Raw genomic sequence first — 21173 nt, 5'->3', positions numbered from 1 at the left:
TGTATAAAGCGTTCTGTTTAATCCGCAGCCTGGGAGGCCATGGCGGCGGCGGTGATCGAGCCATCACCCACACGGATGCGCAGTTGCGAACCCGGGGGCGATTGCGTGTAGCTCGTGACGACTTCCGGCCCGCTGCCATCGCGCGGAAGGACCTGCACAATGGCATAACCGCGCTCGAGAGTGGCCGAGGGACCCAAGGCGGAGACCCGCGCACGCAACGAGGCTACCTGGTTGCTTTCGCGGTCCAGCTGATGGGTAATGACTCGCCGGATCGACGCAACGTGGCGTTCGAGTTCCTCGCGGCGCGCGGTGATCGGCACCATGGGGTCTGCGAGGACGGGGCGGGAGCGGATGCTCTCGAGCCCGCGGCGCTCTCGTTCCACCCAGCCGCGCAGCGCCGCCGCCATGCGGGAACGTGCTTCGGAAATCACTGCGTATTCCTCGGCAGCGGAGGGCACGACGCGCTTGGCCGCATCGGTGGGGGTGGCGGCGCGGAGATCGGCGACGTCGTCAAGCACCGGGTGGTCCGGCTCGTGGCCGATGGCGGAGACAACCGGGGTGCGGGCGGCGGCTACTGCGCGCTGGAGAGCCTCCTCGGAGAAGGGGAGCAGATCTTCCACCGACCCGCCGCCGCGGGCGATGATAATGACATCGACCTCCGGGTCTGCGTCAAGGGTCTGCAGCGCGTCGATGACCTGGGTGACTGCCGTGGCTCCCTGCACCGCGGTGTTGATGACCTCGAATTGGACCGCCGGCCAGCGGTCTTGCGCCACGGAGAGGACATCGCGCTCAGCGTGTGAGCCACGGCCGGTGATGAGGCCGATCTTCTTCGGCAGGTAGGGAAGCGGCAGTTTGCGGGCAGGATCGCACAGGCCCTCCTGGCGTAGGCGCTGGCGCAGCATCTCTACTCGGGCGAGGAGATCACCGATGCCGACGTGACGAATCTCAGTAACCCACAGGGAGAAGCTACCGCGCCCAGCGTAGAAGGCTGGCTTGCCGTAGACCACGACGCGGTCGCCGTCTTTGAGCGGCGAGGGAGCATTCCGGATGAGCGACGTATTGCAGGTCAGCTGGACGGATTTTTCCTGTTCTACGTCACGCAAGGTGATATAGGACAGTTTCCACGTCGGCTTCATGTTCAGCTGGGTGATCTGACCCTCCACCCAGAGGAAGCCGAGGCGCTCGATCCAGCCTTTGACTTGGTCATTGACCTTGCCGACGGGCCACGGTGTCTCCGCGGAATTGGCCGGTTGGTTCACGCGCAGTCCTTTCTCTTGAGTGGTCTGTGCTTCGGGGCGTGTTCCGTCTAGTGTATGGGGCGCGCCGGACATCGGGTGTCACCGGTCACCTGCGGCGGGCGAGAATGGGCGAGAACTACAGTATGTGGGCAACTTTAGATACTCTGGTTGGCATGACTGAAACTGCAAAGAAGGTGCTCCTCGCGGCTCCCCGCGGCTACTGCGCCGGCGTGGATCGCGCTGTTGAGACAGTGGAAAAGGCACTGGAAAAGTACGGCGCTCCCATCTACGTGCGCAAGCAAATCGTGCACAACCGCTTCGTCGTTGAATCCCTGGCCAAGCGTGGCGTCATCTTTGTGGAAGAGGCCTCCGAGGCCCCCGAAGGTGCTCACCTGGTATTTTCCGCGCACGGCATCGCGCCGAGCGTGCGCAAAGAGGCCGAAGAACGCAAGCAGCTAACGCTGGACGCCACGTGCCCGCTGGTGACCAAGGTGCACAAGGAAGCCCAGCGCTTTGAGCGCGACGGCTACCAGATTCTGCTGATCGGCCACGAAGGTCACGAAGAGGTCGAAGGTACTGCGGGCGAGGCCCCGGACGTCACCCACCTGGTGGATGGCTTGGAGGGCGTCGACAAGCTGCCGGACTTCCTACACGAGGAAAAGCTCATCTGGCTGTCCCAGACCACGTTGTCGGTGGATGAGACCATCCAGATCGTCAGCAAGCTGCGCGAGCGCTTCCCGCACCTGGAAAACCCGCCGTCAGACGATATTTGCTACGCCACACAGAACCGCCAGGAGTCGGTAAAGGCCATTGCGCCGAAGTGCGATCTCATGATCGTCGTCGGCTCCCAGAACTCCTCCAATTCCAAGCGCCTCGTCGAAGTTGCCTTGGAAGCAGGATCGAAGACCTCGTATCTGGTGGATTTCGCCTCAGAGATCGATGAGGCCTGGCTTGAGGGCGTGAACACCGTTGGCGTCACGTGTGGTGCCTCCGTGCCTGAGTTGCTGGTGCGTGAAGTGCTTGAATACCTAGACGAGCGCGGCTACAGCGATGTTGAGCAGGTGACGACCTCCACGGAGACCATCACGTTCTCTCTACCGCGCGATCTGCGCCCGGCACGTACTGCGCGCTAGTCCTCGTCGTAGAGGTTTTCCTCGAGCGGCTGGGGGGACCGCTGCACGCGCTGCGCATTCTCCGCTGCTTCAGCGGCGGCGCGGCGGAAATCCTCCTGCACGTCGGTCTCGGGGGAAGCTTGGCGGAGCTGGGCGCGCTCTTTGGCCTGCAGGCGACGGCGTTCCTCGCGGTTGCGCTCCCGGACCCGCCCAGAGCTCGTGTTCTCCCGAGCAATGAGCTCTGCCACGGAGAGCCGCTCAGAGCGGTTGCGGCGGTCGGAGGCAGCGTCGGCGCGGCGCTTCTTTTGTGCTTCCGCTTCTCGGCTCTTCGCGTGGTTGTTGCTGCTCCATATGCGCATGACCGCGAGCAGCGCGCACGTCAAAACTGTGACGATGAGCACCGGGAAGTGCTGCACCAGGGGGAAGGCCGTGGTAAGAAGCGCGGTCTTGGAAAACGGAGAGGCGCCCTCCGGCAAGGCAGCAGTCGAGTTAATGAACCCGCCGCCTACAGTTCCTAGCGCGTAGAGCAGCGGCAGGGTAATCACTAACAAGTAGAGCCCGCGGATCTCCACCAACCAGGTGAGAGCGAGCGAGCCGAGTCCAAAAATTAGGGCGAACGGCAGGGCAACCTTGCCGAGCACACCTGAAACTGCCAAGGCCACAAGCGTCACGACGAGCGCGACGAGGAGCGCTCGGGTAAGCGGCATCCCACGGCGGGGAGGGCGGCGACGATTTTTGGCAACAGACACGCCCAGAGAGCTTACCGGGATTGTTGACCAAAACGTTATTCATCGTGGGCGCGCCGCGGCCAAGAACCGACACTGCGCGGCTCCACCGGCAGGCGGTCCACGCGGGCGGGCACATCTAGCTCTTTGAGCCGCCGCGCGGTGACCCCGACGCGGGAGTCCAAGCTGGCCAAACTCGCGTTATATGCCTCAACCGCGCGCTCGAGGCCGCGGCCGACCTTGTCATAGTGCTCGTTGAGGGTATTGAGGCGCGTGTAAAGCTCACGCCCTAGGCGCTGTACCTCGCGGGCTTTGTCGGAGATCTCTTCGTGCTGCCAGCTCACCGCCACGGTGCGCAGAAGGGCGAAGAGGGTGCTCGGCGTGGAGATGACGATGTTGCGCTCGAATGCGAACTCCAGCAGCTCGGCATCGATGGAGAGTGCGGCGTCGACGAAGGTATCTGCGGGAACGAAGAGGACTACAAACTGCGGCGTGGGGGAGAAGGCCTCGATATAGTCCTTAGAAGCCAGTGCTTGGACATGTGAGCGCATCAGGTGCGCGTGGCGGCGCAGAAACCCTGCCCTTTCTTCTGGATCCTCAGTCTCCATGGCGTCGAGGTAGGCGCTGAGTGGAACCTTGGCGTCGACCACAATGCTGCGCCCACCTGCCAGGTGAACGACGAGGTCAGGGCGGACTACCGAACCGTTGACGCGAGCGCTGACCTGGGAGTCGAAATCCACATGTTTGCGCATGCCACCGAGTTCGACCACGCGCTCCAGCTGTACTTCGCCCCAGCGCCCGCGGACGTTCGGCGAGCGGAGCGCACCGACCAACTTATCGGTGCGATCGGAGAGCCGCGTCGAGGTCCGCGTTACCGCTTGAACTTGGCTGCTGAGTGCGGCGAGCGATGTCGCGCGATCCTCCTCAATTTCCTGCAGTTGCAGGCCCAAGCGGTCCATGGCCTTTTCCAGCGGGGCAAGCTCTGCTTGGCGGCGTTGGGATTCTTGCAGCGCGCGATGCTCCTCGGAGGGCTGGGAAGACTGCGCGGAATAAGCGCGAGCCAGCCAACCGAGGGCGGCGCCAATGATGAGGCCGAGGAAGAGGAGCAACACGGGAAGGGTAGACGTCATGCCTGTCATCATGACATGCGTCCCGGACACGCCCCGCTAGTTTTTGTCCTTCGACTGCAACATCTGTTCGAGAGCGCCGATGGCGCGCTTAATTCCCGCGCGGGCGCCGCTATCGCGTTCGCTGAGTTCCGCGTCGACATCGACCTTGCGGTCCAGCGGGCTCGTGCCATCGCTGGCGACGTCTTCCGCTGCGCCTTCCGGGGCAGCGTGGTCCGGGACGGACAGCCATTGCTCGCGTTTGTGGTCACCCTGCTGTTGGGTATAGCGGCCGATGAGGAAGCCTGCCACGGTAGAAAACTCCAGCTCCTCGGCGGTCCTTTCGCCGGATTGGAGCATCACCATGTCTTGGAAGTAGCGGTAGACCACGGCGATGGTGGCGGCAACCGGCACGGCGAGGAAACCGCCAATGAGGCCAAAGAGCGCGGAGCCGACGGTCACAGAAATCAGCACGATAACCGGGTGCAGGTTCATCGCCTTCGACTGCAGCCACGGGGAGAGCACGTTGCCCTCGAGCTGCTGGACCAGCAGAACCAAGCCAAGCACCAGAAGCGCCTTGGTGAAGCCCAAGGACACCAGCGCGATGGTCACGGACAATGCGCCGGCCACAATTGCGCCGACAAAGGGGATGAAGCCGGCGATGAATGTGATGATGGCCAAGGCCATGGCCAAGGGAACACCGATGAGTGCGAGGCCGAGGCCGATAAAGACGGCGTCGACAAGCGAGACTATCGCTTGTGCCCGCACGAAGCCGCCCAGCGTGGTCCACACACGGGTCAGCAGCTCAGTCAAGTGCCAGCCGGTGCGGCGGCCCGTCGCTTGGCGCAGCCACGGCAGGAAGTTGTGGCCGTCCTTGAGGAAGAAGAAGGTCAGCACCACGATGATGAAAAGCGTGACCACGATGGAGGTGGCCGTGCCGATTCCAGTAAACACGGAGCCCGCAATGGAACCCGCCTGGCGTTGCAGCCACAGGGCGATTTCATCGATGTAACCGCCGATTTCATTCGCGTCGAGGTTGAGCGGTGGGCCCTGTGCCCAGAGCTGCAAGCGTTGAATTCCCTCCACAGTCTGCAGATACAGAGTTTGGGACTGACGAGCGAAGTCCGGCGCAATGAACATGAAGAGGGCGCCCACCGCAGTAAAAGACACCAGAATGGTCACTGCGGCAGCGAGGGCTGACGGCAGTCCCTTGCGCCGCATGGCGCTCGCAATGGGGGCAAGCACGGTGCAAATAATGAGCGCGATGAGGACGGGCAGGATGCCGCGCCAGAAGTTGCCCAGCATGCGGAAGGAGGCATAAAGGAAGACGCCAATGATGGTCAGGCGCAGTGCCCACAGTGATGCGGACTTGATGACCTCGCCGACCACCACGGAGCGATCCACTTGGTTGCCTGGCGGGTGTGCGGAGACAGCGTTCAGCGAGGCAGCATCGACGGAGTCATCGAAGCGCCCGCCAAGTGCTGCCTCTGCTGCGGCAAGCTCAGGCGAGGATGCATTGGGGGATGGCTGATCAGAACTCACCCCACCATCTTGCCTTAAAAGATCCGGGGTGCGTTAGGATTGGCCCCGTGAGTCTTACACTTGGAATCGTCGGCCTGCCCAACGTGGGCAAGTCCACTTTGTTTAATGCCCTGACCCGTTCCGACATCTTGGCGGCGAACTACCCGTTTGCCACCATTGAGCCGAATGTCGGCCTCGTTGAGCTCCCCGATTCCCGCCTGAACCGCCTAGCGGAAATCTTCAGCTCCGAGCGCATCCTCCCGGCCACCGTGTCCTTCGTGGACATCGCCGGCATTGTCGAAGGCGCTTCCAAGGGTGAAGGCATGGGCAACGCCTTCCTCGCCAACATCCGTGAAGCTGACGCCATCTGTCAGGTGGTGCGAGCCTTCGCCGATGAGAACGTGATCCACGTTGACGGTGAGGTCAACCCGGCGCACGACATCTCCGTTATTAATACCGAGCTCATCCTCGCGGACCTCCAAACCATTGAGAAGGCCCTGCCTCGTTTGGAAAAGGAAGCCCGCAAAAACAAGGACCTGGCAGAGACCGTGGAGGAGACCAAGAAGGCCCAGGCCATCTTGGAAGATGACCGCACCCTCTTCGCCGCTTCCAAGAGCAACGAGATCGACCTAACCCTCCTGCGCGAGCTGCACCTCATGACCGCGAAGCCCTTCCTTTATGTCTTCAACTCGGATGAGGCCGTGCTTACCGATGACGCCAAGAAGGAGGAGCTGCGCCAGCTCGTCGCCCCTGCGGAATGCGTCTTCCTCGATGCCCAGACCGAAACCGACCTCCTTGAGCTCGATGAGGCGGAGGCACTCGAATTGCTCGAGTCGGTGGGGCAGGAGGAGCCTGGCTTGGCGACGTTGGCCAAGGCCGGCTTCGCCACCCTCGGCCTGCAGACGTACCTGACCGCAGGCCCGAAGGAAGCTCGCGCGTGGACCATCAAGCAGGGCTCCGCAGCACCGCAGGCCGCGGGTGTAATTCACACCGACTTTGAGAAGAAGTTCATCAAGGCCGAGATCGTCTCCTTCGATGACCTGGACGCCGCTGGCTCCATGGCGGAAGCCCGCAATGCTGGCAAGGTGCGCCAGGAGGGCAAGGAGTACATCATGCAGGACGGCGACGTCTGCGATTTCAAGATCGGCGGCTAACTCGTGCGCTCATAGCGCGTAGGCTGTGGGCATGAGTATCGCCCACATCCTCGAACGTGCAGCAGAGGCCACGCAGTGGCAAGAAGCCCTTTACAAGGATCTGCACCAGCATCCTGAGCTCAGCATGGAGGAGGAGCGCACCCGCGGTGTTATCGCGGATAAGCTCCAGGATTTTCCAGGAGTTGAGGTGCTGGAATTCGGCGGGGGAGTCGTCGGCATCCTCCGCAACGGCGAAGGCTCGACCGTCTTGGAGCGCGCAGATTTCGACGGCCTGCCCATCACCGAGGACACCGGCCTGGACTACTCCGCTACGGGTGAGGCAATGCACGCCTGTGGGCACGATGCCCACGTGACCGCCTTGCTCGGCGCCACTGAGGCACTGGCGAAGGCCACTGACGCGTGGTCCGGTACCTTCATCGCCCTTTTCCAGCCGGGTGAGGAAACCGCCGAGGGCGCGCAGTCCATGGTGGACGCGGGACTCACCGAAAAAGTCCCCACGCCTGATGTGGCCTTTGGCCAGCACATCTTCATTGATAAGGATGCCCCCGCTGGCAGCGTACTCATCGCACCCGGCCCGGTCTTGTCCACGGCGACCTCACTCACCGTCACCGTCTATGGTCACGGTTCTCATGGCTCGATGCCGCACCTCAGCGTTGATCCGGTGGTGCTCGCTAGCTCCATCGTTCTGCGGCTGCAAACAGTTGTCTCCCGTGAAGTCGATCCGCACCACTTCGCCGTATTGACCGTTGGCGCACTGCAGGCGGGTTCGAAGGCCAATATCATTCCGGATTCGGCGACCTTACGCATCAACATCCGTGCCTATGACGAAGACGTCCGGGCTCAGATCGTCGAGGCGATTCACCGCATTGTTAAGGCGGAGTGCTGGGCAGCGATGTCCCCGCGCGAGCCGGAGTTTGTGCAGAGTGATAATTACCCCCTCACCGTCAACGATGACGACGTGACCGACAAGGTGCGCGCGCAGCTTATCGACGTCCTAGGTAGCGACAACGTCCTCGACATGGAGCCGTGGACCGCCTCGGAGGATTTCTCTCGTATCCCCGATGCCTTCGGCGCTCCCTATTGTTTCTGGGGCTTCGGCGGGCGTACCGACGGTGCGTCAATCCCCAACCACAACCCGCGCTTTGCTCCGGAGCTGCAGCCGACTCTTACCACGGCGACGCAGGCTCTCATCGCCGCGGCCTACGCCTACCTGGAAAATTAATCTTCCATCGCCGATTGCAGCACGGAGAGTACTGTGCGCCGTGCAGCGGAGTTATCGAGGTGGGAATCCACCAGCGTGACGAGCGCTTCCAAAACCAGCAGGAAGGCTACGCGGGAGGCATCCTGCAGCTCCGCGCGAAACGTCCCATCGGGGGAAGGGATGACCAGGGTGTAGGAAGCGAGCTCCGCCAGTGGCGAGGACGTAAACGAGGTCAGCGCGATGAGCTTTGCGCCCGCTTCGAAGGCAGCGGTGGCGGCCCTGAGCGTGAGCGTGGTTGACCCAGAACCTGAGACCACGAGGCACACGCAGTCTTTATCTAGTTGCGTCGCGGCGATGTGCTGCCCCATGGCCTCCGCCACGAACTCGGCTGGGCGCCCGATGCTTGTCAGCCGCAGCGCCATGGTTTGAGCTAGGGGAGCGGAGAGGCCGTTGCCTACGACGAGAACGCGGTTGGCCTGTGCCAATACCTTCACCGTTGCGGTTAGCTCGTCCTCGTTGAGCAGGGCAGTGAGCCCATGTAGGTAGTTGCTAAAGGACGCAATCTCAGCGGACATGCGGCCAACGTGGGTGGAGTCGGAATCGGGAAGCGGCTTCGGGCGCTGCGCGATTTCCTGCGTGAGTGCTACACGCAGTTGCTGGTATCCGTCATAGCCCAGCGCTTTCGCGGTGCGGATGACGGAGGTGCGTGACGTTCCCACCTTGGCCGCCAGCTGGTCCGCGGTGGCGTGTAGGACAAAGTCCATGTCCTCGAGGATTGCCTGGGCCACGCGTTGTTCGATGGGCTGCAGGCTCGGCATGCGCGTGGTGATGTGCGCGGAGAGTGGGGCGGAATCAGTCATAGGGCTAACTATCAGGTGAATTTGGCAGCCACGATGCGGCGGCGGATAGCGCCGGAGATGGCGTCGATGGACATGGTGATGACGATGACCACGATGAGCAGGACGCCGACGACGTCCCACTGGCGGTACTGCGTATAGCCGGTGAGCATGTCACCGATGCCTCCCACGCCGATGAGGCCGAGGACCGCGGAGGTGCGCACGTTGATCTCAAAACGGTAGAGCGCGAGTGAGGCTAGTTCCGGCTGAACGATGGGCCAGGTTCCCCAGCGCACCATTTCTGCTAGGTTGCCGCCGGCGGCCTTGACGGCTTCGGCTGGCCCGGTGGGCGCAGTTTCGATGGCTTCATAAGTCCACTTGGCGTGCGTGCCGATGCCACCGATGGCCAGCGCCAGCGCACCCGTAAACGGGGTCAGACCGGTGACGGTGAGGATAATGATGGCGATGATGATCTCCGGTACCGCGCGGATGATGGCAAAGAGCGCTCGCAGCGGTAGGCATACCCACCCCGGGGAGACTGTATTGGCAGCCAGGACGCCGAGGATGGTGGAAAGGAATACTCCGAGCAACGCGCCGATCCAGGCCATGGCCACAGAGCGCCAGGTCTGCAGGAGGGCCTCACCCAGTTTGGACCAGTCCGGGTTGGAGAACATGAGAACGAGGTAGTGCCAGATGTTGGCGGGCAGGTCCTGCAAGGCTGTCAGATCGACCCGAATGTAGCCAAACGACAGAGCCAGGACAAGGAGGATGGCGGCCCAAGCAGCATAGGTCCCCCAGCTGCGAGATCGGGAGGGCAGTGTGCGTGCCGAGCTCATGTGTGTAGTGCTCATCGCAGCCTCTTTCGCAGAGTGACGGACACGATTTCCAAGGCGATGACCACGATGAGTAGCTCGAGCACGATGGCGGAGAGCGCGTCATAGCGGTAGAAACCACGGACTTCGTCGATCAGCAGGCCAATGCCACCAGCGCCCACGAGACCGAGGACCGCGGAGATGCGGACGTTGAGCTCGAGGGAGTAGATCACCTGGCTGGCAAAGACCGGCCAGGTCTGCGGCAGGGCAGTAACCCGGTTGATCTGGGTTTGCGTGCCGCCGGCGGCGCGGCCGGCCTCCATGTAAGAATCATCCGCGGAGTCGATGGCTTCGGAGACGAGCTTGACCACGATGCCGACGTCGAAAAGCACCAGCGTGATGATGCCGGGCAGGGCACCGACGCCGAGCATGGCCACGAGGATGGTGGCGTAGACCAAGTCGGGCACCGCGCGGACAACGTTGACGATGCCGCGCACTAGCGAGCGCCACGGTGTCGATGGGTTGGTGGGCCGCGCCGCCCACAGGGATAGGGGCAGAGCGATGACCGCGGAGATGGCGGCACCGACTACGGCCATGGCGAGGGTTTCAAGCATCGGCTCCCACGTGCGCGGGAGGATGGACCAGTCGGGGCTGAACATCAGGGCCAAGCGGTCGGCGCCGTTGCGCCAGTTGCGAGCAATCTGCCCAAAGTCGATCTCGATTCCGCCCCAGGCGGGGATGCAGGTGGCGATGGTGAGCGCGAGAAAAGCAGCCAGCCCGCCAAGAATTCCGGGCCAGTTGCGCTGCCGTGGGGGAAGGACCGCCGTCATGCCGTGGTCTCCTGACCGCCCAGCTGGTCTTCTTCGCGGATGCGCCGTCCGTAGATGGCCTCGAAGTCTGCCACAGTGGAGCCTGCTGCGGGCCCGTCGAAGACGATCTTGCCGTGGCGAATACCGATGATGCGCGTGGCGTAGTCCTGTGCCAGATCCACCAGGTGCAGGTTCACCAGAGTTGTCAGGTTACGCTCGGTGTTGATGCGGCGCAGATCCTTCATCACGGAGTGGGCGGTGGGAGGATCGAGGGAGGCGACGGGTTCATCGGCCAGCATGATTGCCGGCTTCTGGGACAACGCGCGGGCGATGGCCACGCGCTGCTTTTGGCCGCCCGATAAGGCGCCGGCCTTGGTCCATGCCTTGTCCAGGATGCCCACGGAGTCGAGAGCCCCGGCGACGATTGCTTTGTCCTCAGCAGTAGAGATACCTAACAGTGTGCGCCAGCTGGGGTTGTGGGAGAAGCGTCCGACGAGGACATTGGAGAAGACACTCGCGCGGTCCGCCAGATTGAACTCCTGGAAGATCATGCCGATGTGGCCGCGAAGCGTACGCAGCTGTGATCCTTTCGCTGCGGATATCTCGTGGTCGCCCACGAAGATCTTTCCGGACGTTGGCTGCACAAGGCCGTTGATGCTGCGGATAAACGTGGATTTTCCGGAGCCGGATAAGCCGACGATGGCGACGAATTCGCCGGGGGCGATGTCTACGGAGACGTCGTCAAGCGCCAGCGTTCCGTTGGGGTAGCGCACCGAGACATTCTCGAAGCGGATTCCCCACGCCTTCTCCTCCGTCATGTGGGAGCCTTTCTGGGTAGGGGGTGGGAGGCTACTGGGCGAAGCGCTCGTTGACCTTGCGTGCCATGTCGATGGATTCCTCCTTGGCCGGAACCCAGTCGGTGATGTCGAAGATGGCGGACATGGTGTCCGGGTCAACCTCGGAAAAGCCGTCCATGAGGTCGGTGATCTGGTCGCGCAGATCCTCCGGGACCTCATCAGAAATCACGACGCCACCGTTGGGGTACATGTCGGTGTAGCCGAAGACCACGAGCTTCTCAGCCAGATCCGGAGCTTCCGCGGCATCGATGGTGGAGCGCGCATCCCAGAAGCTGAAGCCCACCTCGGCATCGCCGTTGTAGACCGCCATGATGGAGGCATCGTTGGAGGTCACTGGTACCTTCTTGAGGCTGTCGACGTCGATGCCCCGGGATTCCATGGCCATGACCGGCAGCTGGTAGCCGGCGGGGGAGGTCGCGCCCAGCATGGCGACGGTGGTATCCCCGTCGATCTTCTTCAGCGCTTCCAAGCCCTTCGGGCCCTGGCCCTTGTTCTCTTCCGGGGTGGCGGTGCCGTTGCAGTACAGGTAGTCGGCGCCGCTGGCAGCATAAGTGGAGGCCACTGGCTCGTCCTCGCAGTACTTGTCGGGGTTGTTGGTGACGAACTGGCCGGCGTAGGAATCCGCGCCGAAGCGCTCATCCTGCAGCACGGCGTGTGCGCCGTACATGTCTTCGGCGGAGGCCAGCTGCGCGGCGGAGGCGATCGCGATATCTGCTTGACCGGAGCCGATTGCCTCGACGGCGGCCTGGTAATCCTTGGTCACGACGCCCTCGACTTCGACGCCGAGCTCCTCAGAGAGGTAATCAGTCAGCGGCTTCGCGGTGGTGACGAGATCGTTGACCTTCTCGTTCGGGATCAGCGCGAGGGTGAGCTTGTCGGGGGAGTCCGAGCCATTGGCCGAAGAGGAATCGGAGTCAGAGGAGCAGGCAGTCAGGGAGAGCGACAGTGCAAGGGCGGAGGCGGCAAGGGCAGTGAAGCGGCGCATGAGAATGTCTTTCTGTGTCGAGGGTCGGAGATTTAGTGGGCGGAAGATAGTTCGGAAAAGATGTCGGTGACGCGCTGCACGCGCCACGTGGGGTCGGCGTCTGCGGGGGTGGCGAAAGGTGTTTCTAACAAAACGGTGCGCCCGCCAAAGGCGTCCACGGGAGCGAGATCGAAATCCCAGATATCGCCAAAACCGATGACAGTGTTGGCGGCTTTGTCAGAGAAATCGGCATCGAGGATTCGGGTCAAGCCTTTGGGCTTGCCCAACCTCGTGTAAATGACGTCGAAGGAACTGCTTAGCCCTAAAACCTTTAGAGCTTCGGCGAGGCCAGTTTCGGGAGAGTTGGTAGCGAGGATCGCGCGGCCTGGGTAGGTACTCAACAACTCGGCGAGGCCTTCGGGAGCCGTGATTCCGGTGTTCGCAAGGTTCTCCCGGGAAGCCATATAGGCCTGTTGGCAGGAGTCCTCCGGAACATCGCAATCGGCGGCGAGACTGCGGACGAGATCGTAGCCATCGCGGTACTTCGCTAGGGCGGCATCGTTGGTTGAGAGCATCTGCTCGGCGGTGTGATAAATGGAGTGGTGTCCGGTCGCCTCCGCGATATGGCGGGCATAAGCCAGTACAGGCCCGTGACCCAGGCTGACGGTCCCGTCAAAATCGAAGAGGAGAACCGGGGGAGATATGTCTTTGGACATGAAGTACAAACTAACGGTGGTTTATGTACTTTGCGACCGCACGCGGTAAACATTGCGTGAACAGTACGTGCACTCTCGTCTTTGGTAACCTACACGCGGTAACAATCCGTTTCCTTACCGCAGGATTCATAGAAGGACACGCATGTCTCATCCGAATGAGCAGCGGTTGCTCGAACGCTTCATGAAGCTTTCCATTGCCGCCGCCGTCGTCACCATTGTTCTCAAAGTGATTGCTGCCGCGGTGACGGGGTCGGTGGGCTTCCTTTCGGATGCTCTCGAGTCCGGTGTCAACCTGGTCGCCGCAGTGGTGGGATTCATCGCCATCAAAATTGCCGCTAAGCCCGCGGATGCGAACCACCAATTTGGTCATGGCAAGGCTGAATATGTTTCCGCGCTGGTGGAAGGCGCGATGATTTTCGTCGCGGCCGCGATGATCATATACACGGCCATTCGCCGCTTCTTGCATCCGCTGCCGCTTGAACAGCCAAGCGTTGGTTTGCTGCTGTCGCTAGTAGCGGCTCTCATTAACTTGGTGGTCGGTCTGCTGCTTGTCCGCGCCGGAAAGCAGTACCGCTCTTCTGCCCTGCAGGCGGATGGTCAGCACCTGCTTACCGACGTCTGGACCTCCGTCGGCGTCATCGTCGGCATCGGGGCAGTGGCGTTGACAGGCTGGCTGTGGTTGGACCCCGTCATCGCGCTGGCAGTCGGTATCAACATCTTGTGGACCGGGTACAAGCTGCTCAAGGAATCCCTGAGCTCCCTTCTGTCGGAATCCTTGCCCAAGGAAGAGCATGCCCAGCTGGACGCGCTTCTCAATGAGCTGGAAGACCACCACCAGGTCTCCTTTACCTCGCGCCGCACAGTGGCAGCGGGTCGTCAGCGCCTTGTCTACCTGACGATGGACGTGCCTGGTGAGTGGACGGTGTTGCACTCGCACACCATCGCCGACCGTATCGAGGATGCCATCGACGATCTTTTCCCCGGCGCCGAGGTGTTCATCCACGTTGAACCAGCCGGCACGGTGCACCGCCGCATCCTGCGGATGCTGTAGGTTAGCCCGCGTACCGCAGGCTTGCGACCCCGCGTCCGCCCTCCATGACCCACGGCCAGCTGAGGCCGTTCTTGGTAAGGACATCATCGCGGATCTCATCGGGTACGATCCATTCCTTGTGCGCATAGCCCAGAAGGTATTCATCAAAGGCGGGGAGCTCGAGGCGGATTTTTAGGGCCTCATCGATCTCGCTAGCCGTGACATCCTCCTGCCAGGGGGCCATCCAGAAGTCCTGACCATCGTGACACACAGGTTGAGCAACCGTCGATGTCAAGGCCTTGGTGGCCTGGGATTTACTGAGCTTGGACCATGCTTGGAGGTCGGCTGCGGACACTGGGCCATGTCCTTCGACATAGCGCTGGGCCAGCTCAGCAAGCGGCTCCTCCGGTTCGCGCTGGACGGTAGGCAGCGCGTCGACGTGGAGGAAAGTCTCTTGGTTGCCAGCTTTCGGGCCCTGCACGAGGTCGCCGGCACCGCCGAAAGCGCGGAGTAGGTGGGAGCCTCGGCCTTCAGTGGGATCAACGCCAGCTTCAGCGAAAATCTCGTAGACTTCCGTGCGGCTCAGGGGTTCGGTCGCAGCGCTGTGAAGCGCTTCCGAGGCAGCTGCCACCATGTCTTCGCTCAGCCCCAAACTCGGCCGCCGAGATTTCTGGCTGGAAGCCATTCGTGGATAGAGGAGGCGGGACATCCAGCGGACGTCGGCAGCCGGCATGAAGTGCAGCGTGCCGCGCTGCGGCCAACAGCGCACCACGCGAAAGCGTGCTACGTCTTCGAGTACCTTTTGCTCATCGCAGCCGGCGCGAAGAGCAAGTGCTCTGATACCGGCATCGTAGGTCTGGCCCTGGAGGGCGAGCAGATGCTCGGCAACATCGAGGGCCGACGCCAGAGTCGGCCGCGCCGCCGATGGTGCAAGGCCTTGAGCAATGAGCCGACGAGCGAGAAGCTCATCGCGGGTAAGTTCCTTCATTGCTGTTTAGGTTAGAGTCGGAAGGTCTTCATCAGCTGCATGCCGGTGGACACCAGCTGACGGAAGCGCTCCGGGGAGATGTACTCCGAGGGCGCAAGCGGGTGTAGGCGTTGCTCGGCCACGGTGCGCTCATTGGCCCACAGGCGCATGCCGGTAATGCCGTGGCGGTGATTGAGGCCAGACTCCTTGACGCCGCCACCGGGTGCGGCGATGGAACCATACGCGGCGGCGAAGCCTTCGTTGATGTTGACCATGCCGGCTTCCAGCTGGGAGGCCACCTTCCATGCGCGGCGGGAATTCCCGGACCACACCGATGCGGATAGGCCGTAGGAGGTGTCGTTGGCGCGCTGGATGGCTTCCGCATCAGAGCTGACCGGATAGACAGCGAGCACTGGGCCGAAGGTTTCGGTGGCATAGAGATCCATCTCTGGGGTCACACCAGTCAACACGGTGGGTTCATAGAAGTAGGGCCCAAGGTCCGGCCGGGCCTTTCCGCCGTAGACCACGGTGGCGCCCTTGGACACGGCATCCTCCACGTGGGCTTTAACGGCATCGAGCTGGCGTTGCGAGGTCAGCGAGCCGATGGTGGCGGCATCGGAGAAAGCCGCGCCCAAAACCTGCTGGTCTAGGGCGTTCGCGAGTTCGACGAGGAACTCCTCAAAGACGCTCTCGTGCACATAGGCGCGCTCGGCGGACATGCACAGCTGGCCGGAGGAAGAAAATGCAGTGCGCACCGCACCTTGGGCGGTGGGCTTAAGGGGGGCGTCGTCAAGCACCAGCATCGGGTTCTTTCCACCCAGCTCCAGCATGGTGGGGATGAGGCGTCCGGCTGCCTGCTCGGCGATGGACTTGCCGGCCTTGGTGGAACCGGTAAAGGAAAGGCCATCCACCAGCGGCACGAGGGCATCGCCCACCTCCGCACCGCGGCCGGGAACCAGCTGCCAGGCCGCCTCCGGCAGGCCCGCCTCGATGGCTAGGCGTCGCAGCAGAATCGCCGTCAGCGTGGTCTGAGAATCCGGTTTGTGCACCACGGCATTACCAGCCGAGAGGGCTGCCAGAACATCGCCTACACCGAGGGACAGGGGATAGTTCCACGGAGAGATAAGCCCCACCACGCCCAGCGGGTAATGCTGGGTGCGGGTCTTAGTCAGCACGGGAAGCGCGCCGGGGTGGCGGTCAGCGCCGAAAGCTTTGCGGATATTGACCGCGTAGAAGCGCGCGCAGTTATACAGATCCATCAGCTCGTCATAGGCATGGGAGCGGGACTTGCCGTTTTCTGCCTGGATGAGATCGAGGATGAGCTCCTCATTCTCGTGAACGAGGTCGTGCAGGCGCAGCAGGATGGCGGCGCGGTCACCTTGGCCAACGCCTGCGCGCGCATAGTTGACGGCTTTCTCGACGTCCCCGGCGGTGGCGACAGGGAAGCTAAAGAGATCCTCACCGCTAAAAGGCGCGTGAGCCTGGTGCTGCTCACCCGTGCCGCGAACATCGCGGGCGGGGTCCGTGTCTAAGAAATTGAGCACTCGCTGGGGCAGACGGGTCTGAGTGAAGGTCTTCATGCGGTCTATTGTCCCAAAAATATGCGAGGCCGCTATAGATTTTTCGAGATTTGTCTCACAAACTAAATTAATCGTGGTTAGGATGACGCTATGCCAATCCTCGCGACCACTCCACAGGCCCAGGTCCGCGCGGCCGTTGAGCCGCTCGTCAGATCTGGAGAAAGCCCAGCGCCCGTAGGCGTTATTGACCTCGCCGCGTTCGACTACAACGCTGCACAGATGCCGACTCGTGCCGGGGGACTACCCATCCGCGTGGCCTCGAAGTCGATCCGCAGCGTGGCAGCACTTCGTCGTGCCCTCGAGCACGGGGGCTACCGTGGCATCCTCGCCTATTCCGTTCCAGAAGCGCTCCATCTGGTGGGAGAGGGCTTCCGCGACATCGTGGTGGCTTATCCGAGCGTCAACCGTAAGGCCCTGCGTGAGCTCGCAGCGTCTGACACCGCGCGCGAGTCCATCACCGTCATGGTGGATAGTGTCGAACTCTTAGGCCTGCTTGAGGGTTCCCTGCGCGTGGCCATCGATATTGACTGCACCCTCCACGTGCCGGGGGCGGTCATCGGCCCGCGGCGCTCACCTGTGCGCACGCCGGAACAGGTGTCAGTATTGGCGCGCGAGATTCTTCGGCGCGGGCACCGGCTTGTCGGACTTATGGCCTATGAGGGTCAAGTGGCATCCGTCGCGGATGGCCTGCCGGGTCCGGTGGGAGCGGTCAAGCGCTGGCTGCGCACCAAGTCCATGGCGGACTTGGCCCCGCGACGCCGAGCCTGCGTGGAGGCCGCGCGGGAGGTGGCGGACATCGAATTCGTCAACGGCGGCGGCACGGGCAGCCTCCAGGAATCCGCGGCCGAGGGAACCTTGACCGAGCTCGCCGCTGGCTCCGGTTTCTACACGCCAGCGATTTTCGATGATTTCACCGGTATCAACCACAAGGCGGCCGCGTTCTTCGTCTGCCAAGTATCCCGTGTGCCCGCGCCGGGCTGGGCCACGGTCAACTCCGGAGGCTGGATCGCCTCCGGCCCTCCCGCGAAGGATCGCGTCCCCGTACCGGTGTGGCCGGCGGGCCTTAGCTACTCCAGTACTGAGGGCGCCGGTGAAGTACAGACGCCTCTCCGAGGCGTGGATATGAACGTCGAGGATCTGGTGTGGTTCCGCCACGCCAAGGCCGGCGAAATGACAGAAAACGTCGACCGCCTTTTGGCTGTTGGAAATGACGGCGTTGATGTATGGGACACCTATAGAGGACAAGGATGGACACTCCGATGACAACAACTTTTAGCAACTGGGCAGGATCGGTCACCACGAAACCGCAGGAGTTTGTACAGCCATCCCGCATAGACGAGATCCCCGGAATCATTAGCCGCTCCCGCAGCGTGCGTGCGGTGGGCGCCGGCCACTCCTTCACTCCCATCGCAGCGGGGGAGGAGACCATGCTCAATCTCGATCACGTGAGTGGACTGGTGAGCGTCGATAAGCAGCGCAAACGCGTCCGATTCCTGGCGGGCACTCGCTTGCGGGACGTGCCTAAGCTCCTGCGCCCCTTTGGTCTTGCCCTGGCCAATCAGGGGGATGTGGACCCGCAATCGCTAGCGGGCGCGATTTCCACCTCGACCCACGGCACCGGCATCAATTACACGGGCTTTGCAGGCACGGTCACTGGGCTGACGCTTATCGACGCCGACGGCAACACCCGCACCTATTCCATCGACGAAGACCCAGAACTCCTTCGCCTCGTGGTCGTCAGCGTCGGTGCGCTCGGCGTGGTTGTCGAAGTCGAAATGCAGTGCGTGGATGCCTTCGACCTGCTGGCGGAAGAATCTGGCATTGCCTTCGATGAGTTGATGGATAACTGGGAGGAGCTCTCTCGGGGCGTCGACCACTTCGAGTCCTACTGGTTCCCGCACACTGACCGCGCGATGGTCAAGGCCAACACGCGCCTCGAACCGAACGGGGAGCGCCGCTCACGCCTTAAGGCGCTTATCGACGATGAGCTCATCGGCAATGGCGCCTTCGCCGCAGCCCTGGCTCTAGGGCGTCTTATTCCGGGGACGATTCCGACGCTCAACAAGTTCGCCACCTCGGTTATCTCTCATAACCGCTACCGTTCAGCTGCTCACGACGTGTTCGTCAGCCCGCGGCGGGTTCGCTTCCACGAGATGGAGTATGCGGTGCCGCTTGCCGACGGCCCCGCCACCGTCCGCGAGATCCGCCGCTTCATCGACGAGCAGGATTGGCGCATCGGGTTTCCGATGGAGCTGCGCACGACGGCCGCGGATGACGTTGCACTGTCAACGGCATCGGGCTGCGAATCGATGTACATTGCCTTCCACATTCCACGTGCGCTCAACCCGCAGGACTATATGCCCAAGCTGGAGCCGATCTTCCGCGCAGCGGGTGGGCGCCCGCACTGGGGCAAGATGAACTCCCTGTCCCGAAACGACTTTTCTCAACTTTATACAAGATTTGAGGAGTTCTGTGAGCTGCGTGAAAAGATGGATCCGGAGTGGAAATTCGGTTCGTCCTACCTGCGGAAACTGTTCGGATAGGGGTGTCGTCAAGCGCTGCACAGCCGCAAGGTGGGATTCGAATGTATCTCTGATCTTTGGTAGCGTGTGGAAGTCCTAATTCCATAACGCTGTCAAAGAAGGTGTCTCAAACGTCCTCTGAATCCCAGTCCCTCATTACGCCGACATTTGTGTTTGCGTGGTTGGTCAATTTTGCCCAATTTACGGTCTTCTATCTGCTTGTGACCATCATGGCGCTCTATGCCGTCGAGCAGTTTCAAGCTTCGGATACGGCGGGCGGGTTTGCCTCAAGCGCCTTCGTGGTGGGGGCGACGATTGCTCGCCTCTTTTCGGGCTACATTGTGGATGCTGCTGGGCGGAAACGTTCGCTGGTCATCTCCCTCATCGTGGTGGCTGTGGCGATGGCGCTGTATTTCCCAGCTCAGTCTCTGCCACTGCTGTTTGCTGTCCGTATCTTGCACGGCTTCGGCTATGCGGTGGCGTCGACGGCTGTGATGGCTGTGGCTCAATCGGTTATCCCGGACCATCGTCGTGCAGAGGGAACGGGATACTTCGCCTTGGGGACGACGCTGGCCACCGCTTTTGGTCCTGCGGCAGGCCTGGCGATTGTCCACAACGCCGGCTATAACTCCGTGTTTCTAGTGGCGTTGACGCTGACGGTGGTGGCCTTGGGACTGGGGATCGTCGTCAAGGCGCCGGCGCAGGAGCGTCGAAGCGTCTCCTTCTCCTTGGGGAATATTGTGCACCCGTCGGTGGCGCCATTTGGAGTTTTCATCCTTTTGGTCGGTGTTGCTTATACGGGCATCATTACCTTCCTGAATGGTTACTCCTCTCACGCCGGTCTGGAGAAGGGGGCTAGCTATTTCTTCTTGGCCTATGCGGTGGTGAGCCTCATCCTGCGTTTCGTGCTGGGCAAGCTGCAGGATCGTCGCGGTGACAACATCATCATCTACTCCTCGCTCGTCTTCTTTATTGCTGGTCTGGCTGTTCTGGCTTCGGCTGGTGCTGATTGGCAGATTGTTGCGGCGGGCGCCTTGGTGGGCATCGGATATGGCTCGATCCTGCCGGCGGGTCAGGCTATCGCTGTGCGCCTGGTGCCGATGCACGAGATGGGTGCGGGCATCTCGACCTTCTTCTTGCTGCTGGACCTAGGCATCGGCTTCGGTCCGATTCTGCTGGGGCAGGTTATCTCCGCGACGGGATACTCCGCCATGTACTGGATGCTGGCGGCTTTGATGCTGGTTGCTTCTGTGGTCTACTTCATTGTTCATGGGCGCAAGGACGTTGCACGTGGTGACGTGCGCTACGAATAGATTCCACGTTGGTGGGATTTTTCGTTGGTTGGCGTCGAATGTCCTGGCTAACGCATGGTGGCTACCCCCGTTTATAGTAACGACTTGACGGGAATTTACCACTGGCTATAGCCATGTGTGGCGGTGGCCGCTAGGATTATGTTTAGAACACTTCTTCTAACACAGGTTTATCTCGGGGGAGATACCCATGACCACCACCGCTACACGCCCGCCTACCTTTTTCTTTTCCACCACCAACCCTAATAACCCACACGCCATAGCCCGCTCCAAAGCCCGCCGGGCCACCTATAAAACCTGGGTCGGGGCCATGCCCAGCCTGCACGCCGATATCAACACCACCGCACTATCCCTAGTGGCGGCCTGGTCACTGCCGGAAGGCCACATCAAATCCGGCCTGCGTGCTATCCACCGGCTAGAAAGTCTGCCGAAAGTCAAAGCCATACAAGACACCCACTGCCTGCTCGACATTGAATCCCTCATTGCTATCGATCAACCCATGTCAGCACTGACAGCCTTGACTGATGAAACCCTAGATTCTATCGACACCCTCCTGGCTGACTTTTTTACCCCTTCTAAGCCGAATCAGGCTTTTCCTACACGTAGTCAAATCAGGCGCAAAGTCCGCGATATTTGTAAAACACTGGATGATTCCATTGCCTATCGGGATACCCGGCCTAAAGATACGTACCGGTTTTCTTCTAACGGCACCT

19 protein-coding genes and 1 pseudogene are annotated in these 21173 nt (G+C 61.8%); 8 read left to right on the top strand and 12 right to left on the bottom strand.

Annotation, left to right across the window (positions count from 1 at the left end; all coding sequences use genetic code 11):
- Positions 1–17 precede the first annotated feature (17 nt).
- Complete coding sequence (xseA, locus tag HMPREF2565_RS12860) at positions 18–1259, bottom strand: exodeoxyribonuclease VII large subunit (RefSeq protein ID WP_070510272.1); 1242 nt, start codon at positions 1257–1259, stop codon at positions 18–20.
- A 152-nt stretch (positions 1260–1411) separates the two neighbouring features.
- Between xseA and HMPREF2565_RS12855 the strand changes: the two genes are divergently transcribed.
- Positions 1412–2371, top strand: coding sequence for a 4-hydroxy-3-methylbut-2-enyl diphosphate reductase (locus HMPREF2565_RS12855; protein ID WP_187357591.1), 960 nt, complete (start codon positions 1412–1414; stop codon positions 2369–2371).
- On the opposite strand, the gene HMPREF2565_RS12850 is transcribed toward HMPREF2565_RS12855, so the two are convergent.
- The 3 genes from HMPREF2565_RS12850 to HMPREF2565_RS12840 are packed head-to-tail and all read right to left on the bottom strand — an operon-like array spanning position 2368 to position 5723.
- Entirely contained in the window at positions 2368–3099 is a 732-nt protein-coding gene (locus HMPREF2565_RS12850; protein WP_246819168.1) for a DUF6542 domain-containing protein, read from the bottom strand. The two genes, HMPREF2565_RS12855 and HMPREF2565_RS12850, sit on opposite strands and share 4 nt — an antisense overlap.
- A 35-nt stretch (positions 3100–3134) precedes the next feature.
- On the bottom strand, positions 3135–4205 hold the full coding sequence (locus HMPREF2565_RS12845) for a DNA recombination protein RmuC (RefSeq protein ID WP_070679986.1): 1071 nt from the start codon (positions 4203–4205) through the stop codon (positions 3135–3137).
- Between the two features lie 36 nt (positions 4206–4241).
- Positions 4242–5723, bottom strand: a complete 1482-nt coding sequence (locus tag HMPREF2565_RS12840) for an AI-2E family transporter (RefSeq protein WP_071407531.1) — start codon at positions 5721–5723, stop codon at positions 4242–4244.
- 47 nt (positions 5724–5770) lie between these two features.
- Between HMPREF2565_RS12840 and ychF the strand changes: the two genes are divergently transcribed.
- Together ychF and HMPREF2565_RS12830 are read left to right on the top strand one after the other, a co-directional pair.
- Positions 5771–6856: a redox-regulated ATPase YchF gene (ychF, locus tag HMPREF2565_RS12835; RefSeq protein WP_071407530.1), complete on the top strand. Its 1086-nt coding sequence runs from the start codon at positions 5771–5773 to the stop codon at positions 6854–6856.
- Positions 6857–6887: 31 nt separating this feature from the next.
- On the top strand, positions 6888–8078 hold the full coding sequence (locus HMPREF2565_RS12830) for an amidohydrolase (RefSeq protein ID WP_071407529.1): 1191 nt from the start codon (positions 6888–6890) through the stop codon (positions 8076–8078).
- Here HMPREF2565_RS12830 and HMPREF2565_RS12825 read toward each other — a convergent pair.
- From HMPREF2565_RS12825 to HMPREF2565_RS12800, 6 genes are read right to left on the bottom strand one after another with little or no spacing between them, the layout of a single operon-like run.
- Positions 8075–8917, bottom strand: coding sequence for a MurR/RpiR family transcriptional regulator (locus HMPREF2565_RS12825; protein WP_071407528.1), 843 nt, complete (start codon positions 8915–8917; stop codon positions 8075–8077). The genes HMPREF2565_RS12830 and HMPREF2565_RS12825 overlap by 4 nt on opposite strands.
- An 11-nt stretch (positions 8918–8928) precedes the next feature.
- Positions 8929–9744, bottom strand: a complete 816-nt coding sequence (gene phnE, locus HMPREF2565_RS12820; protein WP_071407527.1) for a phosphonate ABC transporter, permease protein PhnE — start codon at positions 9742–9744, stop codon at positions 8929–8931.
- A complete protein-coding gene (gene phnE / locus HMPREF2565_RS12815) occupies positions 9741–10535 on the bottom strand; it encodes a phosphonate ABC transporter, permease protein PhnE (protein ID WP_071407526.1) in 795 nt (264 codons plus the stop codon). Before phnE (HMPREF2565_RS12815) ends, phnE (HMPREF2565_RS12820) begins: the two co-directional genes overlap by 4 nt.
- A complete protein-coding gene (gene phnC / locus HMPREF2565_RS12810; protein WP_071407525.1) occupies positions 10532–11332 on the bottom strand; it encodes a phosphonate ABC transporter ATP-binding protein in 801 nt (266 codons plus the stop codon). The genes phnE (HMPREF2565_RS12815) and phnC overlap by 4 nt, the downstream gene beginning before the upstream one ends.
- 31 nt (positions 11333–11363) lie before the next feature.
- Entirely contained in the window at positions 11364–12356 is a 993-nt protein-coding gene (locus HMPREF2565_RS12805; RefSeq protein WP_071407524.1) for a phosphate/phosphite/phosphonate ABC transporter substrate-binding protein, read from the bottom strand.
- Between the two features lie 32 nt (positions 12357–12388).
- A complete protein-coding gene (locus HMPREF2565_RS12800) occupies positions 12389–13051 on the bottom strand; it encodes an HAD family hydrolase (RefSeq protein ID WP_071407523.1) in 663 nt (220 codons plus the stop codon).
- Positions 13052–13193: 142 nt separating this feature from the next.
- On the opposite strand from HMPREF2565_RS12800, the gene HMPREF2565_RS12795 reads away from it, so the two are divergent.
- Positions 13194–14102, top strand: coding sequence for a cation diffusion facilitator family transporter (locus HMPREF2565_RS12795; RefSeq protein ID WP_071407522.1), 909 nt, complete (start codon positions 13194–13196; stop codon positions 14100–14102).
- A gap of 1 nt (position 14103) precedes the next feature.
- Here the strand turns inward: HMPREF2565_RS12795 and HMPREF2565_RS12790 are convergent, their stop codons facing one another.
- Both HMPREF2565_RS12790 and HMPREF2565_RS12785 read right to left on the bottom strand, forming a co-directional pair.
- Positions 14104–15069, bottom strand: coding sequence for a winged helix DNA-binding domain-containing protein (locus HMPREF2565_RS12790; protein ID WP_071407521.1), 966 nt, complete (start codon positions 15067–15069; stop codon positions 14104–14106).
- 11 nt (positions 15070–15080) lie between these two features.
- A complete protein-coding gene (locus HMPREF2565_RS12785; RefSeq protein WP_071407520.1) occupies positions 15081–16628 on the bottom strand; it encodes a succinic semialdehyde dehydrogenase in 1548 nt (515 codons plus the stop codon).
- A 90-nt stretch (positions 16629–16718) separates the two neighbouring features.
- Here HMPREF2565_RS12785 and HMPREF2565_RS12780 point away from each other — a divergent pair, with 90 nt between their 5' ends.
- The 4 genes and pseudogenes from HMPREF2565_RS12780 to HMPREF2565_RS12765 form a co-directional block, all read left to right on the top strand.
- Positions 16719–17891, top strand: a complete 1173-nt coding sequence (locus tag HMPREF2565_RS12780) for a type III PLP-dependent enzyme domain-containing protein (RefSeq protein ID WP_071407519.1) — start codon at positions 16719–16721, stop codon at positions 17889–17891.
- On the top strand, positions 17888–19171 hold the full coding sequence (locus HMPREF2565_RS12775) for a D-arabinono-1,4-lactone oxidase (protein ID WP_071407518.1): 1284 nt from the start codon (positions 17888–17890) through the stop codon (positions 19169–19171). The genes HMPREF2565_RS12780 and HMPREF2565_RS12775 overlap by 4 nt, the downstream gene beginning before the upstream one ends.
- Positions 19172–19272: 101 nt before the next feature.
- On the top strand, positions 19273–20463 hold the full coding sequence (locus HMPREF2565_RS12770) for an MFS transporter (RefSeq protein WP_071407517.1): 1191 nt from the start codon (positions 19273–19275) through the stop codon (positions 20461–20463).
- Between the two features lie 187 nt (positions 20464–20650).
- Positions 20651–21173 (top strand): annotated as a pseudogene (locus HMPREF2565_RS12765) (HNH endonuclease); the annotation flags it as partial.

The sequence above is a fragment of the Corynebacterium sp. HMSC072A04 genome (assembly GCF_001809235.1).
In the GTDB taxonomy this organism is placed as follows: Bacteria; Actinomycetota; Actinomycetes; order Mycobacteriales; family Mycobacteriaceae; genus Corynebacterium; species Corynebacterium hiratae.
The sequence above is the reverse complement of the archived record's forward strand: the minus strand, read 5'-3'. Positions and strand labels throughout refer to the sequence as shown.